The following is a 25,756-nucleotide window of genomic DNA, read 5'->3' on the forward strand; positions in this document are numbered from 1 at the left end:
TCAGACGGAGGTGGTCGTGCGGCGGCGGCGCAGCGGCAGGAGCTCGGGGCGGGCGCGGTGCACGCCGCTCGCGACGAAGGCCGTGAGGGCGGCCTTGAGGAGGTCGCCGGGCAGGAACATCACGCTGGTCCACGCCGGGAGCTGCGTGATCCAGACCTGCAGCGGGACCCCGATCAGGTACACCACGCCGATGCCGCCGGCGAGGGCGGCCGTGAAGAACCACTGGGGCTGGTTGCTGGGCCGGCGCGCCGTCAGCCACCCCGTGAGCGCGGCCCCCAACGGCCACCCGAGGAGGTACCCGACGCTCGGCCCGGCGAAGACGCTGAGGCCGCCGCGCCCGCCCGCGAGCACCGGCAGGCCCGCGGCGCACAGCACGAGGACGACGAGGACGGCGAGCGCACCGCGCCGAGCGCCGAGGAGGGCGCCGGCGAGCATGACCCCGAGGGTCTGCAGGGTGATGGGCACCGCACTGCCGAAGAGCGGCAGCTGACCGGGCGCGCCCAGGACGACGATGACGGCGGCGAAGGTCGCGATGAGCGCGACGTCGCGAGAGGTCGAACGCTGCACCGGACGCATGAGGCGGAAGAGTAGCCAGCCCGGCGCCTGCGCCGCGGCCCCACCGGTCCACGTCCAGGGTCGACGCCTCGTCGACGGGCACGCGGCCGGGCGGACTTCGCCAACCGGTACCCGGCCGGGGCCACGTCGTGCGACGGTGGGAGGACTCGCTGGAGAGGAGCAGGTCATGGGCTCGGTCGCCGTCATCTTCATCGCGCTGGTCGTCTCGGCGCTCGTCCTCGTCGCGCTCATCGTCACCCTGCTGGTGCGCGACCGCGGCCGTGACCGGTCGTCCCGGGACGTCCCGCACCGCGGCGACTGGGACCTGGCCGGATCGGCGCCGATGGCACACCGACGGGGCACGGGGACGCCGTCGGGCAGCTGACGCCTCGGCGTCAGTCGGGGGCTCCCCCCAGGCCGCCCAGCAGGGTCCCCGTCACCGTGCCGACCAGGCGGGCGACCAGTCCTGAGGCGTCGACGTAGTTGCCCGGTCCCTTTCCCAGCCCGTCGTGCGGGATGCGCGCCGCCATGCGGGGCAGGTCGGCGCGCACGGCGTCGTCGTCGACGGCCCGTGGCCCGGTCGGCTCGTCCAGCTCCTCGAGGGGGAAGGAGTCCAGGGCCGTGCCGTCTCCGTCGTGGCGGTCGTGGAAGACGTCGACCGCGGCGACGTCGAAGCTCTCGCCGGCGCCGTCGCACCCGCCCCCCAGGTCCGCCACGTCGGCCAGGGCGTCGGGGTCGGCGGCCACGGCCTCGAACGTGCTGCGGCCGTGGGCCACGACGAAGGCCCGGAAGTCGCTGAGGACGTCCTCGGAGACGAAGCCGCACGCCATCTCCGCGGCCTGCACGTGGCGCCAGGTGTGCAGCCGGGCCGAGACGTCCAGGAAGCGCCGCTCGTAGGCGGCGACGGTGGCGTCGTCCCGGGTGCTGAGGTGCTCGACGACCAGCCGGGCCGCGCCGTCGGCATCGCCGTGGGCGCGGGTGCGGGCGTCCTCGACGACCTGCCAGAACTCCGCCTCGTCCATCAGCGGTCCGTCGGCCACCGCGGGGGCGCTGGGCAGCGGAGCCGGCGGGCTCGCCGTCCGCCACGGAGCCGGTTGCGGGGCGTCAGCGGGTGCGCACGCGCCCAGCACGGACGCGACCAGCAGCAGCGGCGCGAGGCGCCCGAGCCTCCCTCGCACGTCACCCAGCGTAGGCGGGAGTGGTGGTCCGCGGGGCGCGCCCGCGTGGGTTCCCCCGTTCAGCGGCAGGGGTCCCCGACGTCCCACCCACCCCCACGTCTCCAGGGTTTCACGCCCTCCAGCGCGGGTCGCGGCCCGCGAGCGCCAGCACGCGCTCGAAGGTGGTGGCGGCCGGCGGGACCGGGAGCGGCGGCCCGAACAACCCCTGCCGAGCGGCCGGGTCGGCAGGCACGGCCTCGACGAAGCCGGCGACGGCGGCCACGCTGGCGGTGTCGGGTCGGTGCGTACGCCCCGTCGCGACCGCGACGTCCCAGGTGTGCAGGACGAGCTCGTCCAGGGCCACGACCCCGGCCTCCGCGGCGGGCATCTCGATCCCACCGGCCCGGGCCGTGCCCTGCCACGCCGACGGCTCCCGCCAGGCGGCGGCGAGCTCGGTCAGCTGCTGCGGCAGGTCCTCACGCCACCCGCCGGGCAACGCGTCCGGCATGTCCCCCGGTGGGGACCCGCCCCGGTCCACCTCCTTGCGGGCGGCCGCGGTGAAGGCGGCGGTCAACCCCACGACGTGGGTGAGCAGGGCGGACACCGTGCAGTCGCACGGCGTGGGCCGGCCGAGGTCGGCGTCGGAGAGGTCGGTGACGAGAGCGGCGAGTTGCCCGGCCGCGGGGCGGAGGTCCAGCACACGGGGATGACCCGCGGGCTTGCTGGAACTCATCGCGGAGCCGCGCTGTCCCAGCTGAGCCAGCGTCAGGTCGGCACCACCCGCTCGACAGGCCAGGATGGTCCGGTGCCCGACGATCTGGGCGTCGCCTTCGACGCCGTGGCTGCGGCGGCGGCCGTCGCTCTGCGGGCGTTCGCCGACCTGGCCTCGGTCGAGCCGCAGGTGAAGGACGACGGTTCGATGGTCACCGCGGCCGACCGGCAGGGCGAGCGAGCAGCCCGTGGCGCGCTGGCCCGGCACCGCCCGGGAGACGCTGTCCTGGGCGAGGAGTTCGCGCTCGCCGACGGGGTGGGCCGGACGGGGCGGCGGTGGATCGTCGACCCGATCGACGGGACGGCCCACTTCGTGAACGGTGACGACCGCTGGCTCGTGCTGCTCGCGCTGGAGGTCGACGGGGTGCTGGAGGTGGCCGTGGCCGCGGTCCCGGCGCAGGGCCGGGTCTGGTGGGCCGTCCGCGGGGGCGGCGCCTTCGCCGGGACGGTGGACGCGGCCGGCACCGTGAGCGACGCTCGACCCCTGGCCGTTTCCCCGCCCCCCACGGACCCGGGGTGGCCGCGGATGGGCGTCGTCCCCGCAGCCCCGTTCCAGCTCGACACCGACCGTGACCTGGCGCGTCGTGCCGGTGCCGGCACCGAGGCGGCGCAGTGGCCGCTGCACCCGGCGCTACTGGTCGCCCAGGGCGACCTCGACGTGGCGGTGCAGACGCGCGCGTCGATCTGGGACGTGGCAGCGACCACCTTGATCGTCGCGGAGGCCGGTGGCCTGAGCAGCGGAGCGGACGGGTCACCGGACCTCGGGAACGGTCCGCGGGTCTTCTCGTCGGGGCCTGGCGTGCACGCCGGCGTGCTGGCCGCGGTCGCCGCCAGGCGTCCCTGACGCGCGGACACGTTCCCGTGCAACGGGAGGGAGGGGCCGTGCGTATGCTCCACGGACCCGTCGTCGGGTCCGGACCGACGCGGCACGGACGGGAGGGACCGCGTGGACGCGGACGTCGTCGTCATCGGCGGAGGACTCGCGGGCCTCGTCGCCACGTGCGAACTGGTCCGGGCCGGCAAGAGCGTGCTCGTCGTCGAGCAGGAGAACTCGGAGAACCTCGGGGGTCAGGCCTACTGGTCCTTCGGGGGGATCTTCCTGGTCGACAGCCCGATGCAACGGCGCCTGGGCGTGCGGGACTCCTTCGACCTGGCCTGGCGGGACTGGCAGGACTCGGCCCGGTGGGACCGGCTGGACGGCGACCACCCCGAGGACCTGTGGGCCCAGCGGTGGGGACGGGCCTACGTCGAGTTCGCCGCCGGTGAGAAGCGGTCGTGGTTGCGGCAGCAGGGCGTGAGGTTCACGCCGCTGGTGGGGTGGGCGGAACGGGGATCCCTCAGCACCGGCGGGCACGGCAACTCCGTGCCGCGGTTCCACGTCCCGTGGGGCACCGGGACCGGCATCTCCGAACCGTTCGCGGACAGGGTCCGGGCCGCCGCCGGAGCCGGACTGGTCACCGTCCGCTTCCGCCACCGGGTGGACGAGCTCGTCGTCGAGTGCGGCCAGGTCCGGGGCGTGCGGGGCGCCGTGCTGGCTCCCGACACCGCGCGGCGGGGAGCGCCGTCGAACCGGTCGGTCGTCGGCGAGTTCGAGCTGAGGGCGCAGGCCGTGGTCATCGCCAGCGGGGGCATCGGCGGCAACCACGACCAGGTCCGCCGGTGGTGGCCATCACGGTTGGGAGAACCGCCGCGCAGGATGGTCACGGGAGTTCCCGAGCACGTGGACGGCCGGATGCTGGACGTCGCCGCCGACCAGGGCGTCCGCCTGGTCAACCGGGACCGCATGTGGCACTACACCGAGGGTCTGCAGAACTGGAACCCGATCTGGCCCGGTCACGGGATCCGGATCCTGCCGGGCCCGTCCTCGCTGTGGCTCGACGCGCGGGGTCGACGGCTCCCCGTCCCCGGCCTGCCCGGCTACGACACCCTGGGCACCCTGACGCTGCTGCGGACGACCCCGGACCTCGCCGGCCTCGACCACTCCTGGTTCCTGCTGGACCAGTCCATCGTCAAGAAGGAGTTCGCCCTGTCCGGGTCCGAGCAGAACCCGGACCTCACGAACCGGGACCTGCGGCTCCTCCTGCGCTCGCGCCTCGGGCGCTCGGCTCCCGGCCCGGTGGAGGACTTCAAGGAGCACGGCGAGGACTTCGTCGTCGCCGACACCCTGCGCGACCTGGTCGACGGCATGAACGCGCTCACCGGCGACGGGTTGCTCGACCACGACGAGATCGAGCGGCAGGTGCGGGCCCGGGACGACGAGGTCGTCGACCAGTCCTCGGAGGACGCCCAGGCGGTGGGCATCCGCACCAGCCGCCGGTTCCTCGGCGACCGGCTCTTCCGGACCGCCCGACCGCACCGCCTCCTGGACCCCGCGCACGGTCCGCTCATCGCGGTGCGCCTGTGGACCGTGACGCGCAAGACGTTGGGCGGCATCCAGACCGACCTCGCCGGCCGGGCACTGGGAGCGGACGGCGCCCCCGTCAGCGGCCTCTACGCCGCGGGGGAGGCGGCCGGTTTCGGTGGGGGCGGCGTCCACGGGTACAACGCGTTGGAGGGGACGTTCCTCGGCGGCTGCCTCTTCACCGGTCGCACCGTGGGGCGCTCGCTCGTCGACGCCCTGTGACGCCCGCCGCCACCGCGCCCGTCGGGTCCACAGGCGTGACCCGTGCGAGGTCCGGCTGTCGTCGCGGGATCCACAGGCGACGTTCCGGGCCGTGCGGGCCCCTCGCTGTGGACGACGCCGGAGGTGGGTCGGCGCGGGGCCGCAGGCTGCAGCCATGCCGATCCCGCACCCCACCCTGCGACGCCCCGTCCGCACTCCCGAGGAACTCACCACGCGCTGGGAGATCGTCGCCGTGCTCGGACGCGGCCTGGACGACCCTCCCGCGCCGGACCAGGAGGCCTCGGACCTGTGGATCCAGCTCTTCGACGCGACCGGTCACGCCCACGGCGTGCTCGTCGTCGTGGAGGGCGTCGAGCCCGCGCCCGACGACGAACTGACCGGCAACCTCGCCGGGGTCCTCGCCCACCTGCTGACCCTGGAAGTGGACGGGGAGGGTGCCGCGGCGGTCGCCCTGGTCCCGCGAGCGCCCCGCGACGTCGTGGTGGACGACCTCGCGTGGGCCGAGGCGCTGAGGACGGCCTGCCGCGCCGACGGCGTGCCGCTCCTCGGCGTGCACCTCGTCAGCGGCGTGCACGCCCGTCCACTGCTGTGACGGCGGGTGCGCGCGGTCCGGGGTCAGCCGACGGGTGCCGGGGCGGGTCGGGCCTGCTGACGCGGGTTGGGGCGGCGGACCGCCTCCTGCATGGACATGCCGCTGATGGCGTCGCAGAGCTCCGGCAGGGACTCGAGCACCTGCTCGGCCACCTCGAGCGGGACGGCCTGCGGCGACAGGATCGTGACGGTCACCTTGCCGCGGCTGCTCGGTCCCTGGGAGACGAAGCAGCCGGGGACGCGTTCGGCGATCCCGGAGATGAACCCGTTGAGGTCGCGCACGCCGATCGGCCTCGTCGTCTCGATCGCCAGCACAGTCTTCATCGCGCTCCTCCGCAGGGTGGCCGTGGGCGGCCCCGTCCGGGGGGACGGGGTCCACGTCGTGGGTGTTCTCGAGTGGGTCACGGTGACCCGCACGGGCGTCTCACCTCTCCCGCTCTGTCGGCACGCACCGACCCCGGCCACACAGCGCGTCGCCCGAATCACCCTGAACGGACCAGCGCGGACGGGTCCGCCCCCAGCCCGCGGTCAGCGCCGGCCGGCACCCGCGGGTGCGCTCAACCCGGCGCGCACCTCGGCGCTGACCCGCGCAGCGGTCTCGGCCCGCTCCCCCGTCACCCCGCAGGCCCCGAGGCAGACCGCGGCGATCTGCAGCGGACGGCGCTCGACCCCCGGCAAGGACGCGGCCATCTCGACCAGGTGCAGGCAGACCTGGCCGAGCACCTGCGGGTCCACCGGGTGTCCCGCCGGGACGACGTCCCGCGCCAGCTCGGCGTAGACCTGGCCGAGCTGCCGGCGGTGCTCCCGGAACTGCTCGAACCGCGGTTGCTGGACCTCCGGCGCCACGTACAGGGCGGCGATGCCGAGCGGTCCGGCCAGCAGGGTCCCCACGTCGACGACGACCAGCGCGTGCAGCGCGGTGGCCGCGTCCGGCGCCTGCGACCGCAGGGCGTCGACGACGTCGAGGGTGGGGCGGACGGACGCCTCCAGCAGCTCGAGGAGGATCTCGTCCTTGCCGGCGAAGTGGTGGTAGAGCGAGGCCTGCCGGATGCCGACGCGGTCGGCGATGGCCCGCGTCGACGTGGCCGCGAAGCCGGACTCGGAGAACAGCGCCGCCGCGGCGTCGAGGATCTCCTGGCGCGGTGTGCGGCCGTCGTCGGCGGCGCCCCGGCTGCGGGGCCGTCCGACCCGGCCCGTCCCGGCCCGCTCGCTCACCCCGCCGATGCTGCCACGACCTCTCCGGCCCCGGCGGCGCGGGCGGCGAGCCACGACCCGGCTGCGGTGATCTCCCGCGCCCCCTCCAGGGCCGCCGGCTCGGCGAGGAACCCGCGCACCACCCGTCCGTCGTCCAGGGTCACGGCGCCGATCGTCATGGGCTGCGGCAGGGCCGCGACGAACGCGCCGAACCCCGCCGCCGTCAGGCGCCACACCTCGCCCAGGACGCCGGCCCCCGCGGGGTCGCGCACCATGCCCGGCTTGGGCGGGACGGTGTCGAGGGCGAAGAGGCGGTACTGCGGCGCCGTGGTGGCCGGGCCGACGAGGGTGGCGCCGGCCGCGACGAGCTCGTGGTGCAGGGGCTGACCGGACAGGTGCGCTCCGACGACGAGCAGGTCCACGGTCACGTCGGCCCACCGCTGCGCGAGCACCGCCAGCGCGCGGTCGCTGAAGGCGGGGCCCGTCAGCATGACGCCGAACGGCAGACCGTCCACGGTCCCGGCCGGGACCGCGAGGGAGGCCATGTCGAGGAGGTTGGCGAAGTTCGTGAACCGGCCCATGCGCGCGTTGGCGCCCACGGGGTCCGCCGCCACCTCGGCGAGCGTGGGGTGCCACGTCGTCGTGGGGGTCAGCAGCGCGGTGGTCCCCGCGAGCAGGTCGCGGGCGCGGGCCGCGAGGACGTCGAGGCGCTCGCGGTCGCGGAACACCTCCGCCGCCGAGACGTGCTCCCCCGCCGAGACGATGCCGGCCACCGTGGGGTCCAGGTCGGTCCCGACGAGGTGGGCGTTCTCGCGCAGGTGCCGGCCGACGGCCGCGGTCCGCTCGGCGACGAACGCGCCGCCGTACAGGAGGTCGGCCGCTTCCAGCAGCGGGGCGACGTCGACCTCCACGACGTCGGCGCCGGCGGCCCGCACCCGCTCGACGTACCGCGCGAACGCCTCGGCCCAGCCGTCGGCCAGGCCCTGCAGGTGCTCGGCGGTGGGCACGGCGATCCGCGGCCGTGCCGGCGGCGGGGGCAGCGGCGCGTCCACGCGGGCCAGGGGGTCGAGTCCGTCGAGGCCGGTCAGCTCCTCCGCGACCCGCCGCGCGGTGGCCAGGTCGCGGGCGAAGACGGTGACGCAGTCCAGGCTGCGGCAGGCCGGGACGACGCCGGTGTTCGGCACGAGGCCGCGGGTGGGTTTCACCCCGACGAGGCCGTGCAGCGCCGCCGGCACGCGCCCGGAGCCGGCCGTGTCGGTACCGAGCGCGACGTCGACGAACCCCAGGGCCACGGCGACGGCGGACCCGGAGCTGGACCCCCCGGAGATCCGGTCGGGTGCGAACGCGTGCCGCACCGCCCCGTGAGGACTGCGCGTGCCGACGAGCCCGGTCGCGAACTGGTCCAGGTTCGTCTTGCCGAGCACGAGGGCTCCGGCGGCGCGCAGCCGCGCGACGGCGGTGGAGTCCCGGTCGGGCCGGTACGCGAAGGAGGGGGCCGCGGCCGTCGTCGGCAGGCCGGCGACGTCGATGTTGTCCTTGACGGCCACGAGGACCCCCGCCAGCGGCGCGTCCGGGTCGACCGACGCGGCCTCGGCCAGGACGTCCTCGACCGGGCGCAGGGCGATCCACACCTCGGGCCGGCCGAACTGCTCGATGCGCGCGTAGGCCTGGCGGACCTTCACGCCCAGCGCGTCCACGCCACGGTTCACGCCGGGGCTCCTTCCAGGGGGCGCACGGAGAACAGCACCTGGCCGGCGGTGACGGCCTCACCGGGTTTCACGTACACCTCGAGCAGTTCCCCCTCGACGGGCGCGGTCACGGCCGTCTCCATCTTCATCGCCTCCAGCGCCAGCACGCGGTCCCCGTCGCCGACCGAGGACCCGGCGGCCGCGGACACCTGCCAGACGGTCGCGGCGAACGGGGCCTCGACGCCGACCGCACCGGCGGGCAGGTCGACGGGGCCGGCCGCGACGGTCGGGGCGGGTTCGGGCCGGACGTCGAACTCCCCCGACGCCCGCCACCGGTCCTTCTCCGCCTCGAACGCGGCGGACTGCTGCGCGCGGAACGCCGCGATCGAGTCGGCGTGGGCGGCGAGGAACGCCTCGTGCTCTGCGAGGGAGAATTCCCCCTCCTCGGTCTCGACGTGACCGCGGCCGGCGTCGGTCTCGGCGCGGAGTTCGAGGAGTTCCTCGGCCGAGACGGGGTACCACTCGATCCGGTCGAAGAACCGCAGCGCCCACGGGTCCTGCGTGAACAACCCACCGCGGCGGAAGCGGTTCCACACCTGGGTCGTACGGCCCACGAACTGGTACCCGCCGGGCCCCTCCATGCCGTAGATGCACAGGTACGCACCACCGATGCCGACGGAGTTCTCCGCCGTCCACGTCCGGGCCGGGTTGTACTTCGTGGTGACGAGGCGGTGCCGCGGGTCGAGGGGCGTCGCGACGGGCGCGCCGAGGTAGACGTCGCCCAGGCCGAGGACGAGGTAGCTGGCGTCGAAGACGGTCCGGAACACGTCGTCGACGGAGGCGAGGCCGTTGACGCGGCGGATGAACTCGATGTTCGACGGGGTCCACGGGGCGTCGTCGCGGACCCCGGCCATGTACCGCTCGATGGCCAGGTGGGTCGCCGGGTCGTCCCAGGACAGCGGCAACCGCACGCGCCGCGAGGGCACGACGAGGTCGCTCGTCGGGGGCAGCGCGTCGTCCAGCTCGCGGAGCAGGCCGACGAGCCGGGAGGCGCGCAGGACGCTCGCGTCGGTGTGCACCTGCAGGGAACGGATGCCGGGTGTGATGTCGAGGATTCCCGCCGGGCGGTGCTCCTCCAGCGCCCGCATGAGGGCGTGCACGCGCATCCGCAGCCCGAGCTCGAGGACCATGTCGCCGAACTCGACGAGGAGGTTGTCGTCGCCGTCGCGGCGGTACGTGGCGGCGGGGCGGGTGGCCGTCGCCGGTACACGGGCGAGGACCCCGTCGTCGCCGTCGCCCACCGAGGACGTGGCGAGGTCGGCGCGCCGCAGGCGAGGTGCGGCCGCGACCTCCTCGCGCACCGGGACGAAGCGGACGCGGTCGCCGGGCCGCAGCTGGCCCAGCTTCCAGAGGTCGCCCGAGGTCACGACGGCGGGGCAGACGAAACCCCCGAGGGAGGGGCCGTCGGGTCCGAGCAGGATCGGGGTGTCCCCCGTGAAGTCGACGGCCCCCACGGCGTACGGGGTGTCGTGGATGTTCGAGGGGTGCAACCCGGCCTCGCCGCCGTCGGTGCGGGCCCAGCGCGGGCGCGGTCCGTCGAGCCGGACACCGGTGCGGGCGGAGTTCAGGTGGACCTCGTAGTCGGTCGCGTAAAACTCGTCGAGGTCGGCGCGGGTGAAGAAGTCCGGGGCGCCGTGCGGGCCCTCGGTGACGGCGACCAGCCAGTCGTGGGTGTACTCGGGCCGGCGCTCGACCGGGACGGGGCCGGGGATCGTGCTGAACCCCTCCCCCTCGGGTGCCCCGGGGCGCAGCACGTCCCCGGCCTGCAGCGCCCGGCCGCCGTGGCCGCCGAACCCGCCGAGGGTGAACGTCGAGGCACTGCCGAGGTAGAGCGGCACGTCGATCCCGCCGCGGACGGCGAGGGCGAGCCGCAGACCCGGTCCGGTCGCGGTGCCGATCGCCAGGACTCCACCGGCGGGCACCTCCACGGGTTCCCACTGCGGCACCTCGACGCCGTCGACCGTGACGGTCGCGGGCGCGCCGGTGACGCAGACGACGGCCTCTGTCGAGAACTGCAGCGTCGGGCCGGTCGCGGTGATCTCGAGGCCGGGCGCCGTGGGCGGGTTCCCGACGGCGAGGTTGGCCTCGCGCAGCGACAGGGGGTCCATCGGACCCGACGGCGGCACGCCGACCTGCCAGTACCCGAGGCGGCCGGGAAGGTCCTGCACGGTCGTCATGGCCCCGGGGGCGAGGACGTCGATGCGCGGGTCCGGGTCGCGCCCCGCGTCGATGCCCACCGACGGGCCGACGTCGAGCGTGGAGGTGGAGTGGGTGGCCGAGCGCAGGGGCAGGTCGGCCACGAGCGAGCGCAGCAGACCCAGGTTGGTGACGACGCCGTCGACGCGGGAGGCGGTGAGCGCCTCGCCGAGCAGGTCGAGCGCGGCGTCACGACCGGGTGCGGACGCGATGACCTTCGCCAGCAGCGGGTCGTAGAACGGGGTCACCTCGGTGCCCGTCTCGACCCAGCCGTCGACGCGCACGCCGGACAGCTGCGGGAACTGCGCGTTCGTCACGAGTCCGGGGCAGGGGGCGTCCTGCTTGGCGGGGTCCTCGGCGTACACGCGGGCCTCGACGGCGACACCGCTCGCCCGCCAGTCCCGGTCGAGGGCGTCGCGGACGACGGGGTCGTCGGCGCCGTCGCGGGCCAGGCGCAGCATGAGCTCGACGAGGTCCACGCCGTAGGCGAGCTCGGTGACGGGGTGCTCGACCTGGAGGCGGGTGTTCACCTCGAGGAACGCCGCCTCCTCGCGGAGGGGGTCGTAGACGAACTCGACGGTGCCGGCCGACCGGTACCGCACGGAGGCCATGAGGTCCGCGGCCGTGCCGGCGATGCGGCGTCGGACGTGGTCCGGCAGGGCGGGTGCCGGAGCCTCCTCGACGACCTTCTGGTTGCGGCGCTGCAGGGAGCAGTCGCGGTCGCCGATGACGGCGACGCCACCGCGGCCGTCCCCGAACACCTGCACCTCGACGTGCCGGGCGGGGCGGACGAGGCGTTCGAGGAACACCCCCGCCGAGCCGAAGTTCGCCGATGCCAACCGCACCACGCGGTCGTACGCCTCGCGGACCTCCGCGACCGTCGCGCACGCCTGCATCCCGATGCCGCCGCCCCCGCCGGTCGCCTTGAGCATGACGGGCAGGCCGACGGCTTCGGCCGCGGCGACGGCCTCGTCGGCGGAGGCGAGCAGCCCCGTGCCGGCCAGCAGCGGGACGTCGGCGCGGGCGGCGAGCTCGCGGGCGGTGTGCTTGCTGCCGAACGCGGTGATCTGCTCGGGCGTGGGGCCGACGAAGGCGATCCCCGCGGCCTCGCAGGCGCGGGCGAACTCGACGTTCTCGGAGAGGAACCCGTAGCCGGGGTGCACGGCGCCCGCACCCGTGGCCAGGGCGGCCTCGAGGAGGGCGTCGGTGCGCAGGTACGACTCGCGGGCGGGCGCGGGCCCGAGCCGGACCGCGGTGTCGGCCTCACGGACGTGCGGGGCGGCGCGGTCGGCGTCGGAGTACACGGCCACCGTGCGCAGGCCGAGCTCCCGCGCCGAGCGCAGGACGCGTCGGGCGATCTCGCCGCGGTTGGCGACGAGCAGGGTGTCGAAGGTCACCGGGGTCCTCCCGCGGGGGCGGTCACGAGCATGCGCAGCGGCGTGGGGTCGAAGTCGTTGCAGGGGTTGTTGACCTGCGGGCAGTTCGAGACGACGACGAGCAGGTCGACCTCGGCGCGGAACGCGACGCGCTTGCCGGGGCCGGACATGCCGTCGACGATCCCGAGGGAACCGTCGGGTTCCACGGGGACGTTCATGAACCAGTTGAGGTTGGACACGAGGTCGCGGGCGGACAGGCCGTGCCGGGCGCCCTCGGCGAGGAAGTTCTCCCGGCACCCGTGCTGGTGCATGGTGTGGTGGCCGTACCGCAGGGTGTTCGACTCCTTGCCGCAGGCGCCGCCGATGGTGTCCTGGCGTTCGACCTCGTTGGCCACGACGGTCGCGAGGGGGGCGCCGTACTGGCTGCGCAGCACCGTGCCCGTGCGGACGTACGCGTTGCCCTGCCACGCCAGGGTGTCCGGCACGCTGTACCGCTCGCTGCGGTCGGCGTCGGAGAACAGCAGGCAGTCCGCGGACTGGTTGCCGCCCACGTCGACGATGGTCAGGACGTGCCCGGCGCGGACGACGGCCGACCAGGGGGCCCGGGGTGCGACGCGCTCGTCGAGGACGACGTCGCCGGTCACGAGCGGGGAACCCCAGTCGAGCGTGCTCTGGTCGGTGCTCACAGGCCTCGGGCCTCCGCGTGGTCGAGGGTGTTCAGGTAGGCACGGCGCAGTTCGGGGGTGCGGGTGGCGCGGTCGTCGGCGGTGGATGTCGGGGTCGAGCGCCACGCGTGGATCCGCAGCGGCCCGACGGTGAACTCCGGACGGGGGTCGAGGGGGTGCGCGGTGTTCGCGACGAGGACGACGAGCGGGAGTTCGGCGAGAAGGTCCACCTCGGCGGGGCCGGCGGACCCGAGCCAGTGGAAACCCCCGTCCGCCTCGACGCGCACGCCCTGGAAGAAGCTCACGCTCGGCGGGAGGTCCCGGGGTTCCAGACCCTGCTTGGCGGCCGCCAGCGTGAACAGGCCCCGGCCCGACGGGCTCGGCCCCTCCGGGGCCGCGTCGCCGTAGCGGTGCACGTTCCACGCGTCGGACGTCGTCCCGCAGAACGCGTCGTGCCGGCCCGAGGAGTCGGCGACGACCGTGGCCAGCACGCGTCCGTCGCCCGAGAGCAGGGGGTGCCCCTCCCCGAGGTACGCCTGCCACGGGATCTTCTGGGTGTCCGCGACGTTCAGCCGCTCCCACGGGGCCACGGCCGAGAACAGCAGGACGTGCGCGCACGCGTCGCCCGTCACGTCGGAGAACCGCAGCCGGGTCCCGCGGGCGACGACCCTGGACGTGTAGCCGCCGGGCGCGACCGTCTCGGCCCAGGTGAGCAGCGCGGGGTCGACGTCGGCGGGGGCGTGCGGGGAACTCGACGCGGGCAGGTACGGCATCCACTCCGCGCGGACCCCGTCCTGCGCACGGGCGTCGTCGCGGGCGGCGAGGACGGTCGCCGTGTTCCGCCCGTCGTGACTGCTGGTCATGCGGGTTCCTCCACCCGGTCGGACTCGGCGGGCGCGCTGACCTGCAGCCGGCCCAGGACGATCGGACCGCCGTGGCGGACGCGGTTGCGGCGGTGCACGACCACCCCGACGAGGACGGTCCCCGCGATGAACAGCAGTGCGCTCCACTGCAGCCACCACGTGCCGCCGGCGAGGTCGTAGACGCTGGCGCGGGGCCAGGCGAGGTTGACGACCATGACGGTCTGGTAGACGACGGCGAGGACGTTGACGGGAACGCCCCAGCGACTCAGGGAGAAGAGCGGACGGCCGAACTCGTCGGTGCCCGACGGGAGTTCGCCGCGCAGGCGACGGACCAGCAGCGGCAGCGTGACCCCGAGGTAGGCCAGGTACAGCAGGGCGATGCACAGGCTGGTGAGCGCGGTGAACACGGCGCTCTGGTCCCAGTTCACGGCGAGGGCGATCGCGGCACCCACCCCGACGAGGACGGCCGCGCCGATGGGTGTTCCGGTGCGCACCGAGACCCGGCCGAAGAGGGAGGCGAAGGGGAACGCGCGCTCGCGGGCCATCGAGTAGACCATCCGCGACCCCGACGTCTGGACCGCCAGGGTGCAGACGACGACGGCGACGGCCACGCAGGCCAGGAGCAACCGGCCCCCGACGTCGCCGAGGCGGGCGGTGAGCACACCGGCGAGCCCGCCGGAGGCCAGCGATCCGTCCGTGAGGCTGGGCGCCGCGATGACACCGCCGACGAGCAGGAGCGCCCCACCGACGCCCGAGAGGACGAGGGCGCGCAGGATCGTGCGGGGCGTCGTCGCGCGGGGCGCGCGGGTCTCCTCCGACAGTTCCCCGGCGGAGTCGAACCCCACCATGACGTAGGCCGCCATGAGCGAGCTCGCGAGCCACAGCCCGAGGTAGTTCCCCTCCCCCGCACCGGTGCTGGTCATCACGACGCCCGGGCTGCGTTCGGCGTGGCTGAACAGCGCCACGACGAGGGCGACCACGCCGATGATCTCGACCACGACACCCGCGGAGGTGATGACGGCCATGAGCCGGACCCCGATCGCGTTCACCGCGGTCGTCACGACCAGGAGCAGCAGCCCGAGGACGACGGCGTTCTGCGCTCCCGTGGCGGTGGTCGGCGCGGAGTCCGCCCCGGCCCCGCCGACCAGCTGGAAACCCGACCAGATCGACGGCAGCACGGTCTGCAGCGCGATGGCGGCGGTGGCGACGGTGAGGACTTGGCCGACGACCATGACCCACCCGGTGAACCAGCCGACGTCGGTGCCCGCGAGGCGGCTGGACCACTGGAACACCGCCCCCGAGATGGGGTACCGGGCGGCCAGTTCGGCGAAGCAGAGCGCGACGAGCAGCTGGCCGGCGAAGACGGTGGGCCAGGTCCAGAAGAACCCGGCACCACCGAAGCCGAAGCCCAGGCCGAAGAGCTGGAACACCGTCGTGAGGATCGAGACGAACGAGAACCCGGCGGCGAACGAGGCGAACGGACCGACGTTGCGGCGCAGCTGCTGGCGGTACCCGAACCCACCGAGGTCGCTGCTGTCGGGGGCGGTCCGGTCGGGCCGGGAACGGGGTGCGGGAACGGACATCGTCGATCCCTCCGGTCGGTGGAGCTCGGATACCTGTCACTCGACAGGTATGGCTCCGAGTCTGTCCGAGCCGGTGTTTCGGTCGTGTTTCACCGCCGTGAAACCTTCATGTCACGGGAGCCGCGCGTCACCCCGCGGACACCGGGCTCCGTGGACCGGGGACCGCCCCCTCGCGCGCCGCGCACCAGGCCTCGAACTCCGGCGCCGGCAGCGGCCGCGCGTGCAGGAACCCCTGCGTCTCGTCGCACCCCAGGCCCGTGAGCGCCGCGAGGGTCTCCTCGTCCTCGACGCCCTCGGCCACGACGCGCAGCTGCAACGCGTGGGCCAGGCCGACGGTGTGGGCGACGATCGCCGCCGCCCGCGGGTCCGACAGCAGGTCGGCCGTGAAGGAGCGGTCGAGCTTGAGCTCGCTGACGGGCAGCTGCCGCAGCTGGGTGAGCGAGGAGTAGCCGGTGCCGAAGTCGTCGATGCTGCCCTGCACGCCGAGCGCCCCCAGCGCCTCCACGACGGCGAGGCTCCGCTCGGGTTCGCGCAGCAGCGCCGTCTCGGTGACCTCCAGGACGAGGGACGTCGCCGGGACGTCGTGGCGGGCCAGCAGCGCCGCGACCGTCTCGGGGAGCGAGGCGTCGAGCAGCGTTCCGGCGGAGAGGTTCACCGACATGCGGACGACCAGGCCGCGCCGGCGCCAGGCCGCCTGCTGCGCCACGCTCTGCCGCAGGACCTCCTGGGTCACCGCGTCCATGAGCCCGTGGCTCTCGGCGACGTCGAGGAACTCCCCCGGGGCCAGCAGCCCGCGGACGGGGTGCTGCCACCGGACCAGCGCCTCGACCCCCGACAGCGTCCCGTCGCCGCTGTGCAGCTGCGGCTGGAAGTGGACGCGCAGCTGACCCGCCGCGATGCCGTGCCGCAGCTCGGCGACCGTCGAGAGCAACCCGTGGGTGTCGCCGTGGCGGTCGGGGTCGTAGGTCACGACGGACCCGCCCACCGCCCGGCCCGTGCGCTTGGCGTCGTACATGGCCGTGTCCGCGCGCCGCAGGAGCACGGTGGCGTCGACGACGGGTCCGGAAGCCGCGGGGGACGCCTCCCACGTCGCGCGCCCCACGCTGAGGTCGGCGTGGACGCTCACGCCACCGACCGGGAAGGGTTCGCGCTGTGCCCCGTCGAGGACGGCCAGGACGCGGTCGCCGGGGACGCCGTCGTCGCTGACGACGACGAACTCGTCACCGCCGAGCCGCGCGAAGACGGCCGACGCCGGCAGCTCCGGCGCTATCCGTTGGGTGAGCATCTGCAGCAGCCCGTCCCCGGCCCCGTGACCGAGGCTGTCGTTGACCTCCTTGAAGTGGTCGAGGTCGAAGACGAGGACCTGCACGCCCGCGGTCGGCCCCTCGGTCGTGGCGGCCCGGTGGGCGAGCACCTCGTCGAGGTGGCGCACGAGCGCGCGGCGGTTGGCGATCCCCGTGAGGTCGTCGGTGAGGGCCTCGCGCCGGCTGACGGCCAGCTGCGCGAGTTCGAAGAGGTTGACCAGCAGGCGGACGCTCGAGCCGAGGACCCCCAGCAGCGCGCAGAGGGCCAGCCCGCGGGGAGCGCCCGCGAGCAGGACCACCGTCGCGACGGCGAGCCCGGCCGCGACGACGACGAAGGACCCCACGGTCGACTTCACGGGGTCGGAGGTCTGGGTGGGTTCGAAGCGCGCCTCGAGGACGGCGGCGGCGGCCAGCGCGACCAACCCCGCGGCCCACAGGGGGAGCGCCCACGTGGGGCGCGTGCCACCGTCCACGAGCGCGGCGACCCCGCCGGCCCCTGCGAGGCAGTAGGCGGCGAAGACGAGCCAGATCCGCACGTCGCGGTGCAGCCGTGCGGTGAAGGCCGCCGTCAGGGCGGCGCCGAGCAGGATGAACACGCACGCGTCCTGCAGGACGAGGAGCTGCTCGCGCCAGGACGCGGACCCCAGCAGTCCCGAGTCCACCCCGTCGCCGGCGCGCAGCGCCACTCCGACACCCACGAGGGCGGCGACGACGAGGACGGCGCTGACGCCGTTGAGGAGGTCGTCGGGGTCGACGCCGGCGCTGCGCCGGCTCCAGCGGACGAGCGCGCGGTAGGCCAGGGGGAACGTGAGCGCCGCGCAGACGGCGTTCGGGACGTCGGTGTACGGCTGCAGGCCGGGGACCGCGGCGACGGCGGCCGTGGACACGGCGCCGACGCCGTAGAGGAAGCAGCCCCAGCTGAACAGCCGCCACACGAGGCCTTCGGCCGTGGCCCGCCGGGCCCGCCACACCAGGACCCGCCAGGTCGCCGTGACGGCGACCAGCGCCAACGCGAACCGCACCGTCGGCCACGCGCCGCCACCGGTGAGGGCGAGCGGGACCTGCGCCAGCGCCGCGAGGAGGAGCACCGACAGCACGACCGCGGGCCATCCGCGGCGCCGGGAGACGGCGACGACCCTGCGGATCGGGGACCAGGACCTCGGGTGCGTCACACCGGTGTCTCGGCGCAACGATCACCGGGGCGGAGAGGTCGTCACCCGAACCGGTCAACGGGACGACCCCCGGGGTGCTGCACCCCGGGGGTCGTCCGCCGCGTCAGACGGCGGTGCGCGCGGTCGACAGCCGGCGGCTCAGCAGCAGGAGTCCCACGGTGAGGACCGCCGTCGCCAGGGCCGAGAGGGCGAAGAACGACACCTCGCGCTCGGCCGAGTAGAGCTGGGCCAGCAGACCCGACAGCGACGAACCCCCGGCCATCGTGAGGAAGTACAGGGACAGCGTCTGCGCCCCGTAGCTCTTCGGGGCCGCGGCGGTCGTCGCCGACATGGCCACGGCGGGGACGAGGGACTCGGCGATCGAGAACATGGCGAACCCGAAGGCCGCCATCCACAGCGGGTTCGCCGTGCCGGTGGTCCCGCTGCCCAGCAGGAAGACCGCGTAGCCGAGGGCGAGCGCCACGAGGCCGAAGCTCATCTTGGTGAGGGACCGCAGCGCTGGGCCGCGACGGCGCAGCCACAGCACTCCCAGCAGCGGCGACAGCACGATGGTGAGGAAGCCCTGCGCGGCGACGACGGTCGCCGGGGGGATCGACACCCCCAGGACGTCGAGGTCCAGCCGGGTGTCCGCGTAGAGCGAGAACGTGGTGAACAGCTGGAAGAACATCGTCCAGAAGAGCAACGAGGCCCCGAACACCGGCAGGTAGGCGACGACGTCGCGGTGCTCTGCCGGGGTCACCGTCCGCGAGGTCAGCAGGAGGGTGAAGTACCCCACGCTGGCCAGCACCACGAGCGCGGTGGTGACGACGCCGAGGCGGTCCAGGGTGAGCAGGCCGGTCGTCCAGGCCACGGCGACCACGGCGACCGCGGCCACGACGACGGCGAGCGCCGTGCGCCCCTGACCGGCCTGCAGGGGGTTCGGGACGACCCGGGTCGAGGCGGGCAGGGAGTTCCAGCCCGCGACGTACTGCGCCAGACCGATCGCCATGCCCACGGCGGCCGCGGCGAAGGCGACGTGGAAGCCGATCCGGTCCTGGAGCACCCCGGTCAGCAGCGGTCCGAGCGTCCCGCCGAGGCTGATGCCCATGTAGTAGAACGAAAAACCCGCGTCCCGGCGGTCCTGGTCGTCCCGGTAGAGGTCGCCGACCATCGCGGTGGCGTTGACCTTCAACCCGCCCGTGCCGATGACGATCAGCCCGAGCCCGGCGGCCAGGCCCCACCCCGACCGGACGGTGGCGAGGACGACGTGACCGAGGAGGATGGCGCTGCCCGCGACGAGGACGGTGGTCCGGGCCGCGAGCACCCGGTCGGCGACCCAGCCGCCGAGGATCTGCGAGAGGTAGACGATCCCGCCGTAGGAACCCGTCACGCCCAGCGCCGTGGCGGTGGGCAGGCCGAGCCCGCCGTCGGTCAGCGAGTAGTAGAGGTAGTAGGCCAGGATGACCTGCAGCCCGTAGTAGCTGAAGCGTTCCCACATCTCCACCCCGGCGAGGGTGACCAGCGCGCGCGGTGAGGACGGGGTGGCGGTCGCGGTGCTGCCTTCGATCTCTCGAGCTGTGGTCACGGCGGACTCCGAGGATGAGGGGTGGGGGTTCGGGGGGGTTCTCGGGGGTGGGCGCTGGGTTTCAGGAACTGCGGCGCTCGACGAGGACGCAGGTCCCGTCGGCCCGGGGATCGGCGGCGGCGTCGAACCCGCCGTCGGGGGAGATCAGGACGAGGTTCACCTGACCGGTGTCCTCGTCGGTGGCGGGGATGGTGGTGACCGCGAAACCCGCGGCGTCGAGCGCGTCGGCGACCGCGTCGTCGGCGTCGGCCTCCAGCCGGGCCCCCTCGGGCGGGTCCGTGCGGTCCAGCGGTCCGACGACCCACCGCGGGGCCGAGACGCTCTCCGCCGCAGTGCGTCCGGCGAAGCTCTGGAGCAGGACCTGCGCGTGGACCTGGGGTTGCGCCTTGCCGCCCATGACCGAGCAGACGGTCTCGACCCGGTCGCCGCGCAGCGTCATCACTGGCATGAGGGTGTGCGACGGACGGCGCCCCGGGGCAGCGAGGTTCGGTGAACCCTGCTCGAGGGAGAAGCTCGAACCCCGGTTCTGGAAGAGGACTCCCGTCGCGGGGTCGAGGACGAACGAGCCGAAGTGGCCGTACACGCTCTGGATGAGCGACACGGCCGTCCCGTCGTCGTCGACGGCGGAGATGCCGACGGTGTCGCCGCTGGCGGTGTTCAGCGCGCGGCGGGCGACGGGGACGTCGGGGACCTCGCCCGCATCCATGGTCATGAGGTCGTCCGCGGAGGGGCCGCCGGTGCGGAGGTCGGCCAGGACGCCGTCGCGCAGGAGACCGCAGGCGTACAGTTCCCGGGCCAGCACCTCGACCCCGGCGGACAGGGCCCGCTCCGGGGTCAACCCGGCGGCCTCGGCCGCGGCGAGCGTGCGCAGGAGCGCGAACCCCTGGGTGTTCGGCGGGCTCGTCACCACCGTCCGCCCGGCCACGTCGCGCACCAGCGGGTCGGTCACCTCGGGGGTGAACGCGGCGAGGTCGTCGGTCCTCAGGGGGCTGCCGGCGGCCCGCAGGCCGTCCACGAGACGCGCCGCGAGGTCGCCCGTGTAGAACGCGGAGGGACCACCAGCAGCCACCTGCACGAGGGTTTCCGCGAGGGCGGATTGGACGAGCAGTTCCCCGTGCCGCAGCGGGCGACCGCCCGGCGCGAGCAGTTCGGCCAGCCCCTCACCGGTCTTCAGGTCGGGCAGGGTGTGGCCGATCGCGCGGTGCAGGGACCGGCTCACCGGGACCCCCTCACGCGCCCAGCGGATCGCCGGGGCCAGGAGCTGCGCCCAGGGCAGCCGACCCGCGACCGTGGCGAGCGCCTCCCAGCCGCGGACCGCACCGGGGACGGTGACCGTGTCGGCACCGCGGACGGGCATCTCCCCGCCGTGGCGCCCGCGCAGGGCCGTGGCGTCGGTCGCGGCGCCGGCCGGGCCGGTCGCGTTGACGCACCGGATGCGGCCGTCGGCGGTCCGCACGAGCGCGACGAGGTCGCCGCCGAGGCTCGTGTTGTGCGGGTAGACGACGCTCAGCGCGGCGGCCGCGGCGATCGCGGCGTCGACGGCCGAGCCTCCTGCGGCCAGCACCTCCTCCCCCGCCCGGGTCGCCGCCCAGTGGGGGGTGACGAGGACCGAGCGGTGGACCCCAGCGCGAGCACGAGCCTGCACGGCGGGCGCGGTGGTGCTCGAGGTGGTGGGCGCTGCGGCGGACGACATGGTGATCGGAGCCCTTCGACGACGGTGTGGAGGCGCTCGTACAGCGAACCACCACGACCCACCATTGGTCTAGGGGTGAGACCAAGTGAGCCAATGTCGAGTGAACACCGCCGCCGTGTCGGGTGGGTGACACACGTGTTTCGGCGCTGCTTCGGCCCCCCGAGCCGACCGGAACGGGCGGGATAACCTGCCGGGGTGAGCATCGACTGGACGTCCGCGAGGACCAGCAGCGTCTCGCTCACCGACTCCCTCGCCGTCTCGATCGAACGGCACATCGTGTCGGGCCGGCTGCAGCACGGTGACCGTCTGCCGGCCGAGCGGGAGCTCGCGGCGCAGCTGCGGGTCGCCCGGGGCAGCCTCCGGGAGGCCCTGGACCAGCTGGAGCGTCGTGGCGTCATCGAACGCCGTCGCGGACGGGGCACCACCGTCATCGACCCCACGAGGATCGAGGCGGCCGACCAGCTCGCCCAGGCCTTCACCGAGTCCTCTGTCAGCGCGCTCGACGCGCTCGACGTCCGCGAGTGCCTGGAACCCCCGATCGCCGCGCGGGCCGCGCGCCGTGCGACCGCCGCGGACGTGGCGCTGCTCGAGGCAGCCCTGCGCGAGGCGGAGAAGTCGCCGGACGAGGTCGCGTTCATGGAGTGCGACCGCACGTTCCACCGCACCATCGCTCACGTCACGCACAACCCGCTGCTCGTGCGGATGATCGACCGCACGCGCGACGTCCTCGACCTCAGCCGCCGCGACCAGAGCTTTGCGGACGGGTGGCGGGCCGTCGCCAACGAGGAGCACCGGGCGATCTTCCAGGCCATCGCCGACCACGACCCCGCCGCCGCCGAGGCGGCCGCAGCGGCGCACCTCGCCGGGATCCGCCGCGACCTCGGCGGGTCCTCGCAGGAGACCTGACCCCGGTCTCCTCCCGGGCCCGGTCGTTCACCAGGCCAGCGCCGCCAGGTGGCCGTGCCCCGACACCACCCGGGCCGTGCGGCGTGCCGCCGCGGCACGGACGCCGGGATCGGGGTGGTGGGCGTGGATCGCGAGTTCGACGAACAGGTCGTAGGTGGCCAGGCGGTCCCGCAGCCGCGGGTGCGCGAACAACTGCGGGTACGCACCGCGCAGCCACCCGGGAACCGCGGTGAGCGTGGCCGGGTCGAGCCCCTGCCCGTCGGGGGTGGGGGGGAACTCCTGCGCCCGCGCGCACCAGCGCAGGACGGTGTCGAGTTCGGCGTCGGCCGGTTGGGCCAGCGACTCCGCGAAGTCGACGAGTCCGGTGACGCGGTCGCCGTCGACGACGACGTTCGAGCCGTGGAGGTCGCCGTGGACCAGGACGGGTTCGTCGTCGACGAACAGTGCCGACAGTTCCCGGACCCGTGCGGCGACGTCGTCGAGCAGCCTCGCGTCGTGGTCGGGCCGGCGCCGTGCGGCCTCGACGAGCTCCAGCGTCCGGCCCACCACCGGTGGGTGGAACGCGGGCCACGGTACGCCGTCGAGCGCTGCCGCCAGCCACGGCGGGAGCAGGTCCGGTGGTGCGGGAACGCGGTGGAGGGCCTGCAGGGCGGACGCGAGGCTCTCGACCAGCGCACGACGGGTGGCGACGTCGGCCCCGCGCCAGGCCTCGTGGAGGCTGGTGCCGCGCAGGCGTTCGGAGACGTACCAGGGTCCGTCCGGGCCGTCTCCGTGGGCCACCCGCCGGGCGTGCGGGACGTCGCTGCCGGCGAGCAGGCGCACGACCCTCGCCTCGTGGCGGAAGGCGTCGCGGTGCCGGGTGTCCGAGGTCACCCGGACGACGACCTCGTCACCGATCCAGGCCCGGCTCACCCAGCCGGCGCGACGGTGGAAACGGCCGGTGGCCGGGAGTTCGGCAGCGGCCAGCGTCCTCGCCAGGACGGGGTCCTCGCGGGGTTCGACGACCCGCTCCACCCGGGCGCCGAGGCGCCCGGGTGGGTGGTGGTGCGTCAGGCCGGGTCGCCGAAGTCCGGGACGGGCAGGCGCGCCCCGCCCTGCTTCGCGGACTCGTTGGCGACGATGCCCGGGACGGTGAACCGCGCGGCGACCCACGCGTTGACCGGCGGGTGGGCGCGGTCGCGGACCGCGACGACGAAGTCGTCCGCCAAGAAGTGGTGCGCGCCCTCGTGCCCGTTGGGTGCGCCCTCGAACTCCTTCGGCAACCGGCTGCGGTCGTGCACCTTCGCCGTGCCGGAGCGGAAGCTGCTCAGGAGACCGGGGTCGATGTCCGACAGGTCCTCGGGGACGTCGGAGTGCTCACCGGGCTTGAGCTCGTCGCTGATGTCGAGGGTGTTCCCCTTGTGGTAGTCCTCGCCCTCGGTCTTGACCGTGACGACGGTGCTGGTGACCGACTGCTCCATGACCTGTTCGGTGCCGTAGAAGCGGAACCGCGACTCGGGGCCGCTCCAGTACCCGACGCGGCGGAACTCGTTGGTGCGCATGACCCCGCCGTCGGCGAGTTCGAACAGGGCCGACATGTTCGAGAAGTCGTTGCCCCAGCGCGAGACCTTCGTGTCGAAGACGCCGTCGCCGCGGGAGTCGCTGATGCCGGTGCAGCTGACGCTGACGGCGTGGGTCTTCCACGCACCCAGCACGCCGCCGATGGCGTGGGTCGGGTACAGCATGGGCGGGTAGCTGGCCGTCTCCTTCCAGTCGTCCCCGCCGCTGTACTGGTAGGCCGCGTAGAACCCGTTGTCCATGTCGTGGACGTAGTCGCCCTCGCCGTAGAACACCCGGCCGAACTCCCCGGCCGCGATGTGGTCGCGCGCCCAGACGGTCGCGGGGTTGTAGTAGCTGGTCTCGCCCATCATGTAGACGAGCCCGGTCTCGCGCACCGCGGCCACGATGGCCTCGCAGTCGTCGACCGTGGTCGCCATGGGGACGGCCGAGTAGACGTGCTTGCCGGCCGCCAGCGCCTGCAGGACCAGCGGACCGTGGGACCAGCGCTGGGTCATGATGGCGACGGCGTCGACGTCCGAGGCCAGCGCGTCCTCGAAGGTGTCGAAGGAACCCGCGAGCCCGTGGGACTCGACGTGCTGCTGCGCCCGTTCGGGGACGAGGTCGGTGACCCACACCTCCTCGACGTCGGGGTGCAGCTGCCACAGGGCGATGAAGCTCCGGGCGAACTGGCCGGTGCCGATGACTGCGATCTTCACGGGGACTCTCCTGCGAGTCGAGGGTGCGACGGTCTGCGCCCCAGCATGGTCTACACGAGTCAACTTCGTCCAGGGGGTCCCACTGACAAGCGCCGTTTGCCCTTCCGGAGCGCCGGTGGTTACGGTGCGACGAGGCGCCCACCCCTCCTAGATGCCGGTCCGCCTGACGGCACAGCACCAGGAGTGGACCATCGTGATGTCGCCGCCTCCCGCCCGCGCGCGCCGCGGGTCCGTCCGTCCTTCGGCTGGGGCCCGGCCGTGACCGGTCGGCGGACCGCCGGGCTCCGCGCCTTCCGGGCCACGCTCGTCGGCACCCTCATCACGTCCGTCGGGCTGGGGCTGACCCTGCCCTTCACCTTCGTGTACTTCGACCGCATCCTCGGACTGCCGCTCCCCGTGGTGGGCGTCGTGGTGGCCGCGACGTCCGTCCTCGCCCTGGGCGCCAGCGGGGCGGGGGGTGCGCTCGCGGACCGCATCGGGCTCGGACGGGTCGCCGTGCTCGGGCTCACGCTCCAGGCGGGGGGAACCCTCGTCCTGGCGGCCGCGCGCGAACCCGTGCTCGGCGCCGCGGGACTCGCCGTGCTCTCGATGGGGAACTCCCTGGTGTGGCCGAGCCTCAACGGTCTCGTCGTCCACCAGGTCCCCGCCGAGCGGAGGTCCCGGGCCTTCGCGGTGCGCTTCGGGTTGATGAACGCCGGGCTCGGGGCCGGTTCCCTCATCGCCGCGGCGACCGTGTCGGTCTCGCGGCCGACGAGCTTCCACGTCGTCTACGCAGTGGACGGGGCCACGACCGCCGTGTTCGCACTCGTCCTCCTCGCCAGGCTGCGGGGCACGACGGGCTGGTCGGCGCACGGCGACCACGCCCACCCGGGCTCGGACGTCAGGTACCGGACGGTGCTGCAGGACAGGCCGTTCGTCGCGTACCTGGGCGTCCTCCTCGCCCTGGCGGTCTTCGGCAGCGCGCAGCTCCAGGGTCCGTGGGCGGCTTTCGTCGCCGGCACCGGGGGTTCCCCGCAGGTCATCGGTCTGGGGTTCGCGGCGAACACCGTCGCGATCATCTCCCTGCAACTGCCGGTGGAACGCTGGACCCGGGGACTGCGGCGCAGCCGGTTGCTCGTCGCGTGCGCGCTCTGCGGGGCCCTGGCCTGGGTGCTCACCGGAACAGCCGGGTTCCCGGGGACGTCCGCGACCGCGTCCGCGGTCCTGGCGGTGTCGGCCCTGGCGGTGTTCGGCGTCGGGGAGACCTTCCTCAGCCCGGTCATCAACGCCGTCCCGAACGCACTGGCACCCGACCACCTCCGCGGCCGGTACAACGCGCTGAACTCGGCCACCTACCCCGTCTCGAAACTCATCGGCCCACCCCTGGCCGGGGTTCTCATCGGCAGCGGCGCACCCTCGTCGTGGGTGGTGACGATCACGCTCGGCCTGCTCCTGACGGCCGGCGGCGCCGGGCTCCTCGGCCGCCGGCTCCCGTCCGCGGTGGAGTCACCCCACCGCCACCTCAGCCGCTGAGGGGGCGGAACCGTTGGCCCCTGGAGAA

At 74.4% G+C, this 25,756-nt stretch carries 21 protein-coding genes; 6 read left to right on the plus strand and 15 right to left on the minus strand.

Annotated features, from left to right (window positions below):
- Entirely contained in the window at window positions 1-576 is a 576-nt protein-coding gene (locus AB1207_RS21130) for a biotin transporter BioY (protein WP_367640530.1), read from the minus strand.
- Between the two features lie 166 nt (window positions 577-742).
- Here AB1207_RS21130 and AB1207_RS21135 point away from each other — a divergent pair, with 166 nt between their 5' ends.
- A complete protein-coding gene (locus AB1207_RS21135; protein WP_367640531.1) occupies window positions 743-940 on the plus strand; it encodes a hypothetical protein in 198 nt (65 codons plus the stop codon).
- A gap of 10 nt (window positions 941-950) precedes the next feature.
- Here the strand turns inward: AB1207_RS21135 and AB1207_RS21140 are convergent, their stop codons facing one another.
- The gene (locus AB1207_RS21140) at window positions 951-1,733 is read right to left on the minus strand and encodes a DUF4240 domain-containing protein (RefSeq protein WP_367640532.1); all 783 of its coding nucleotides are present in this window, start codon (window positions 1,731-1,733) and stop codon (window positions 951-953) included.
- Between the two features lie 109 nt (window positions 1,734-1,842).
- On the minus strand, window positions 1,843-2,412 hold the full coding sequence (locus AB1207_RS21145; protein ID WP_367640533.1) for a TIGR03086 family metal-binding protein: 570 nt from the start codon (window positions 2,410-2,412) through the stop codon (window positions 1,843-1,845).
- 105 nt (window positions 2,413-2,517) lie between these two features.
- Between AB1207_RS21145 and AB1207_RS21150 the strand changes: the two genes are divergently transcribed.
- From AB1207_RS21150 to AB1207_RS21160, 3 genes are all read left to right on the plus strand, one after another.
- On the plus strand, window positions 2,518-3,327 hold the full coding sequence (locus tag AB1207_RS21150) for an inositol monophosphatase family protein (RefSeq protein WP_367640535.1): 810 nt from the start codon (window positions 2,518-2,520) through the stop codon (window positions 3,325-3,327).
- A gap of 102 nt (window positions 3,328-3,429) precedes the next feature.
- Window positions 3,430-5,106 (plus strand): FAD-binding dehydrogenase, encoded by a 1,677-nt coding sequence (locus AB1207_RS21155; RefSeq protein WP_367640536.1) that lies wholly within the window; start codon window positions 3,430-3,432, stop codon window positions 5,104-5,106.
- A 154-nt stretch (window positions 5,107-5,260) separates the two neighbouring features.
- Window positions 5,261-5,698, plus strand: coding sequence for a hypothetical protein (locus tag AB1207_RS21160; protein ID WP_367640537.1), 438 nt, complete (start codon window positions 5,261-5,263; stop codon window positions 5,696-5,698).
- 23 nt (window positions 5,699-5,721) lie between these two features.
- Here the strand turns inward: AB1207_RS21160 and AB1207_RS21165 are convergent, their stop codons facing one another.
- The 10 genes from AB1207_RS21165 to AB1207_RS21210 form a co-directional block, all read right to left on the minus strand.
- On the minus strand, window positions 5,722-6,021 hold the full coding sequence (locus tag AB1207_RS21165; protein ID WP_367640539.1) for a hypothetical protein: 300 nt from the start codon (window positions 6,019-6,021) through the stop codon (window positions 5,722-5,724).
- A 204-nt stretch (window positions 6,022-6,225) separates the two neighbouring features.
- The gene (locus AB1207_RS21170) at window positions 6,226-6,912 is read right to left on the minus strand and encodes a TetR/AcrR family transcriptional regulator (RefSeq protein ID WP_367640540.1); all 687 of its coding nucleotides are present in this window, start codon (window positions 6,910-6,912) and stop codon (window positions 6,226-6,228) included.
- On the minus strand, window positions 6,909-8,600 hold the full coding sequence (atzF, locus tag AB1207_RS21175) for an allophanate hydrolase (RefSeq protein ID WP_367640541.1): 1,692 nt from the start codon (window positions 8,598-8,600) through the stop codon (window positions 6,909-6,911). The genes AB1207_RS21170 and atzF overlap by 4 nt, the downstream gene beginning before the upstream one ends.
- Complete coding sequence (uca, locus tag AB1207_RS21180; RefSeq protein WP_367640542.1) at window positions 8,597-12,232, minus strand: urea carboxylase; 3,636 nt, start codon at window positions 12,230-12,232, stop codon at window positions 8,597-8,599. The genes atzF and uca overlap by 4 nt, the downstream gene beginning before the upstream one ends.
- The gene (locus AB1207_RS21185) at window positions 12,229-12,897 is read right to left on the minus strand and encodes an urea amidolyase associated protein UAAP2 (protein WP_367640544.1); all 669 of its coding nucleotides are present in this window, start codon (window positions 12,895-12,897) and stop codon (window positions 12,229-12,231) included. Before AB1207_RS21185 ends, uca begins: the two co-directional genes overlap by 4 nt.
- Entirely contained in the window at window positions 12,894-13,739 is an 846-nt protein-coding gene (locus AB1207_RS21190) for an urea amidolyase associated protein UAAP1 (protein ID WP_367640545.1), read from the minus strand. The genes AB1207_RS21185 and AB1207_RS21190 overlap by 4 nt, the downstream gene beginning before the upstream one ends.
- On the minus strand, window positions 13,736-15,322 hold the full coding sequence (locus AB1207_RS21195; protein ID WP_367640547.1) for an APC family permease: 1,587 nt from the start codon (window positions 15,320-15,322) through the stop codon (window positions 13,736-13,738). The genes AB1207_RS21190 and AB1207_RS21195 overlap by 4 nt, the downstream gene beginning before the upstream one ends.
- A gap of 127 nt (window positions 15,323-15,449) precedes the next feature.
- Complete coding sequence (locus AB1207_RS21200) at window positions 15,450-17,723, minus strand: putative bifunctional diguanylate cyclase/phosphodiesterase (protein WP_367640548.1); 2,274 nt, start codon at window positions 17,721-17,723, stop codon at window positions 15,450-15,452.
- A gap of 178 nt (window positions 17,724-17,901) precedes the next feature.
- On the minus strand, window positions 17,902-19,362 hold the full coding sequence (locus AB1207_RS21205; protein WP_367640549.1) for a peptide MFS transporter: 1,461 nt from the start codon (window positions 19,360-19,362) through the stop codon (window positions 17,902-17,904).
- Between the two features lie 61 nt (window positions 19,363-19,423).
- Window positions 19,424-21,055 carry a gamma-glutamyltransferase family protein gene (locus tag AB1207_RS21210; RefSeq protein WP_367640551.1) on the minus strand — a complete coding sequence of 544 codons (1,632 nt, stop codon included), beginning with the start codon at window positions 21,053-21,055 and terminating at the stop codon, window positions 19,424-19,426.
- 195 nt (window positions 21,056-21,250) lie between these two features.
- On the opposite strand from AB1207_RS21210, the gene AB1207_RS21215 reads away from it, so the two are divergent.
- Window positions 21,251-21,961 (plus strand): FadR/GntR family transcriptional regulator, encoded by a 711-nt coding sequence (locus tag AB1207_RS21215; RefSeq protein WP_367640552.1) that lies wholly within the window; start codon window positions 21,251-21,253, stop codon window positions 21,959-21,961.
- Between the two features lie 27 nt (window positions 21,962-21,988).
- Here the strand turns inward: AB1207_RS21215 and AB1207_RS21220 are convergent, their stop codons facing one another.
- Together AB1207_RS21220 and AB1207_RS21225 are read right to left on the minus strand one after the other, a co-directional pair.
- Window positions 21,989-22,975 carry a phosphotransferase family protein gene (locus AB1207_RS21220; RefSeq protein ID WP_367640553.1) on the minus strand — a complete coding sequence of 329 codons (987 nt, stop codon included), beginning with the start codon at window positions 22,973-22,975 and terminating at the stop codon, window positions 21,989-21,991.
- Between the two features lie 35 nt (window positions 22,976-23,010).
- The gene (locus AB1207_RS21225; RefSeq protein WP_367640554.1) at window positions 23,011-24,216 is read right to left on the minus strand and encodes a Gfo/Idh/MocA family protein; all 1,206 of its coding nucleotides are present in this window, start codon (window positions 24,214-24,216) and stop codon (window positions 23,011-23,013) included.
- 258 nt (window positions 24,217-24,474) lie between these two features.
- On the opposite strand from AB1207_RS21225, the gene AB1207_RS21230 reads away from it, so the two are divergent.
- On the plus strand, window positions 24,475-25,728 hold the full coding sequence (locus tag AB1207_RS21230) for an MFS transporter (protein ID WP_367640555.1): 1,254 nt from the start codon (window positions 24,475-24,477) through the stop codon (window positions 25,726-25,728).
- The last annotated feature ends 28 nt before the right edge of the window (window positions 25,729-25,756 follow it).

Source organism: Kineococcus endophyticus (genome assembly GCF_040796495.1).
Lineage (GTDB): Bacteria > Actinomycetota > Actinomycetes > Actinomycetales > Kineococcaceae > Kineococcus > Kineococcus endophyticus.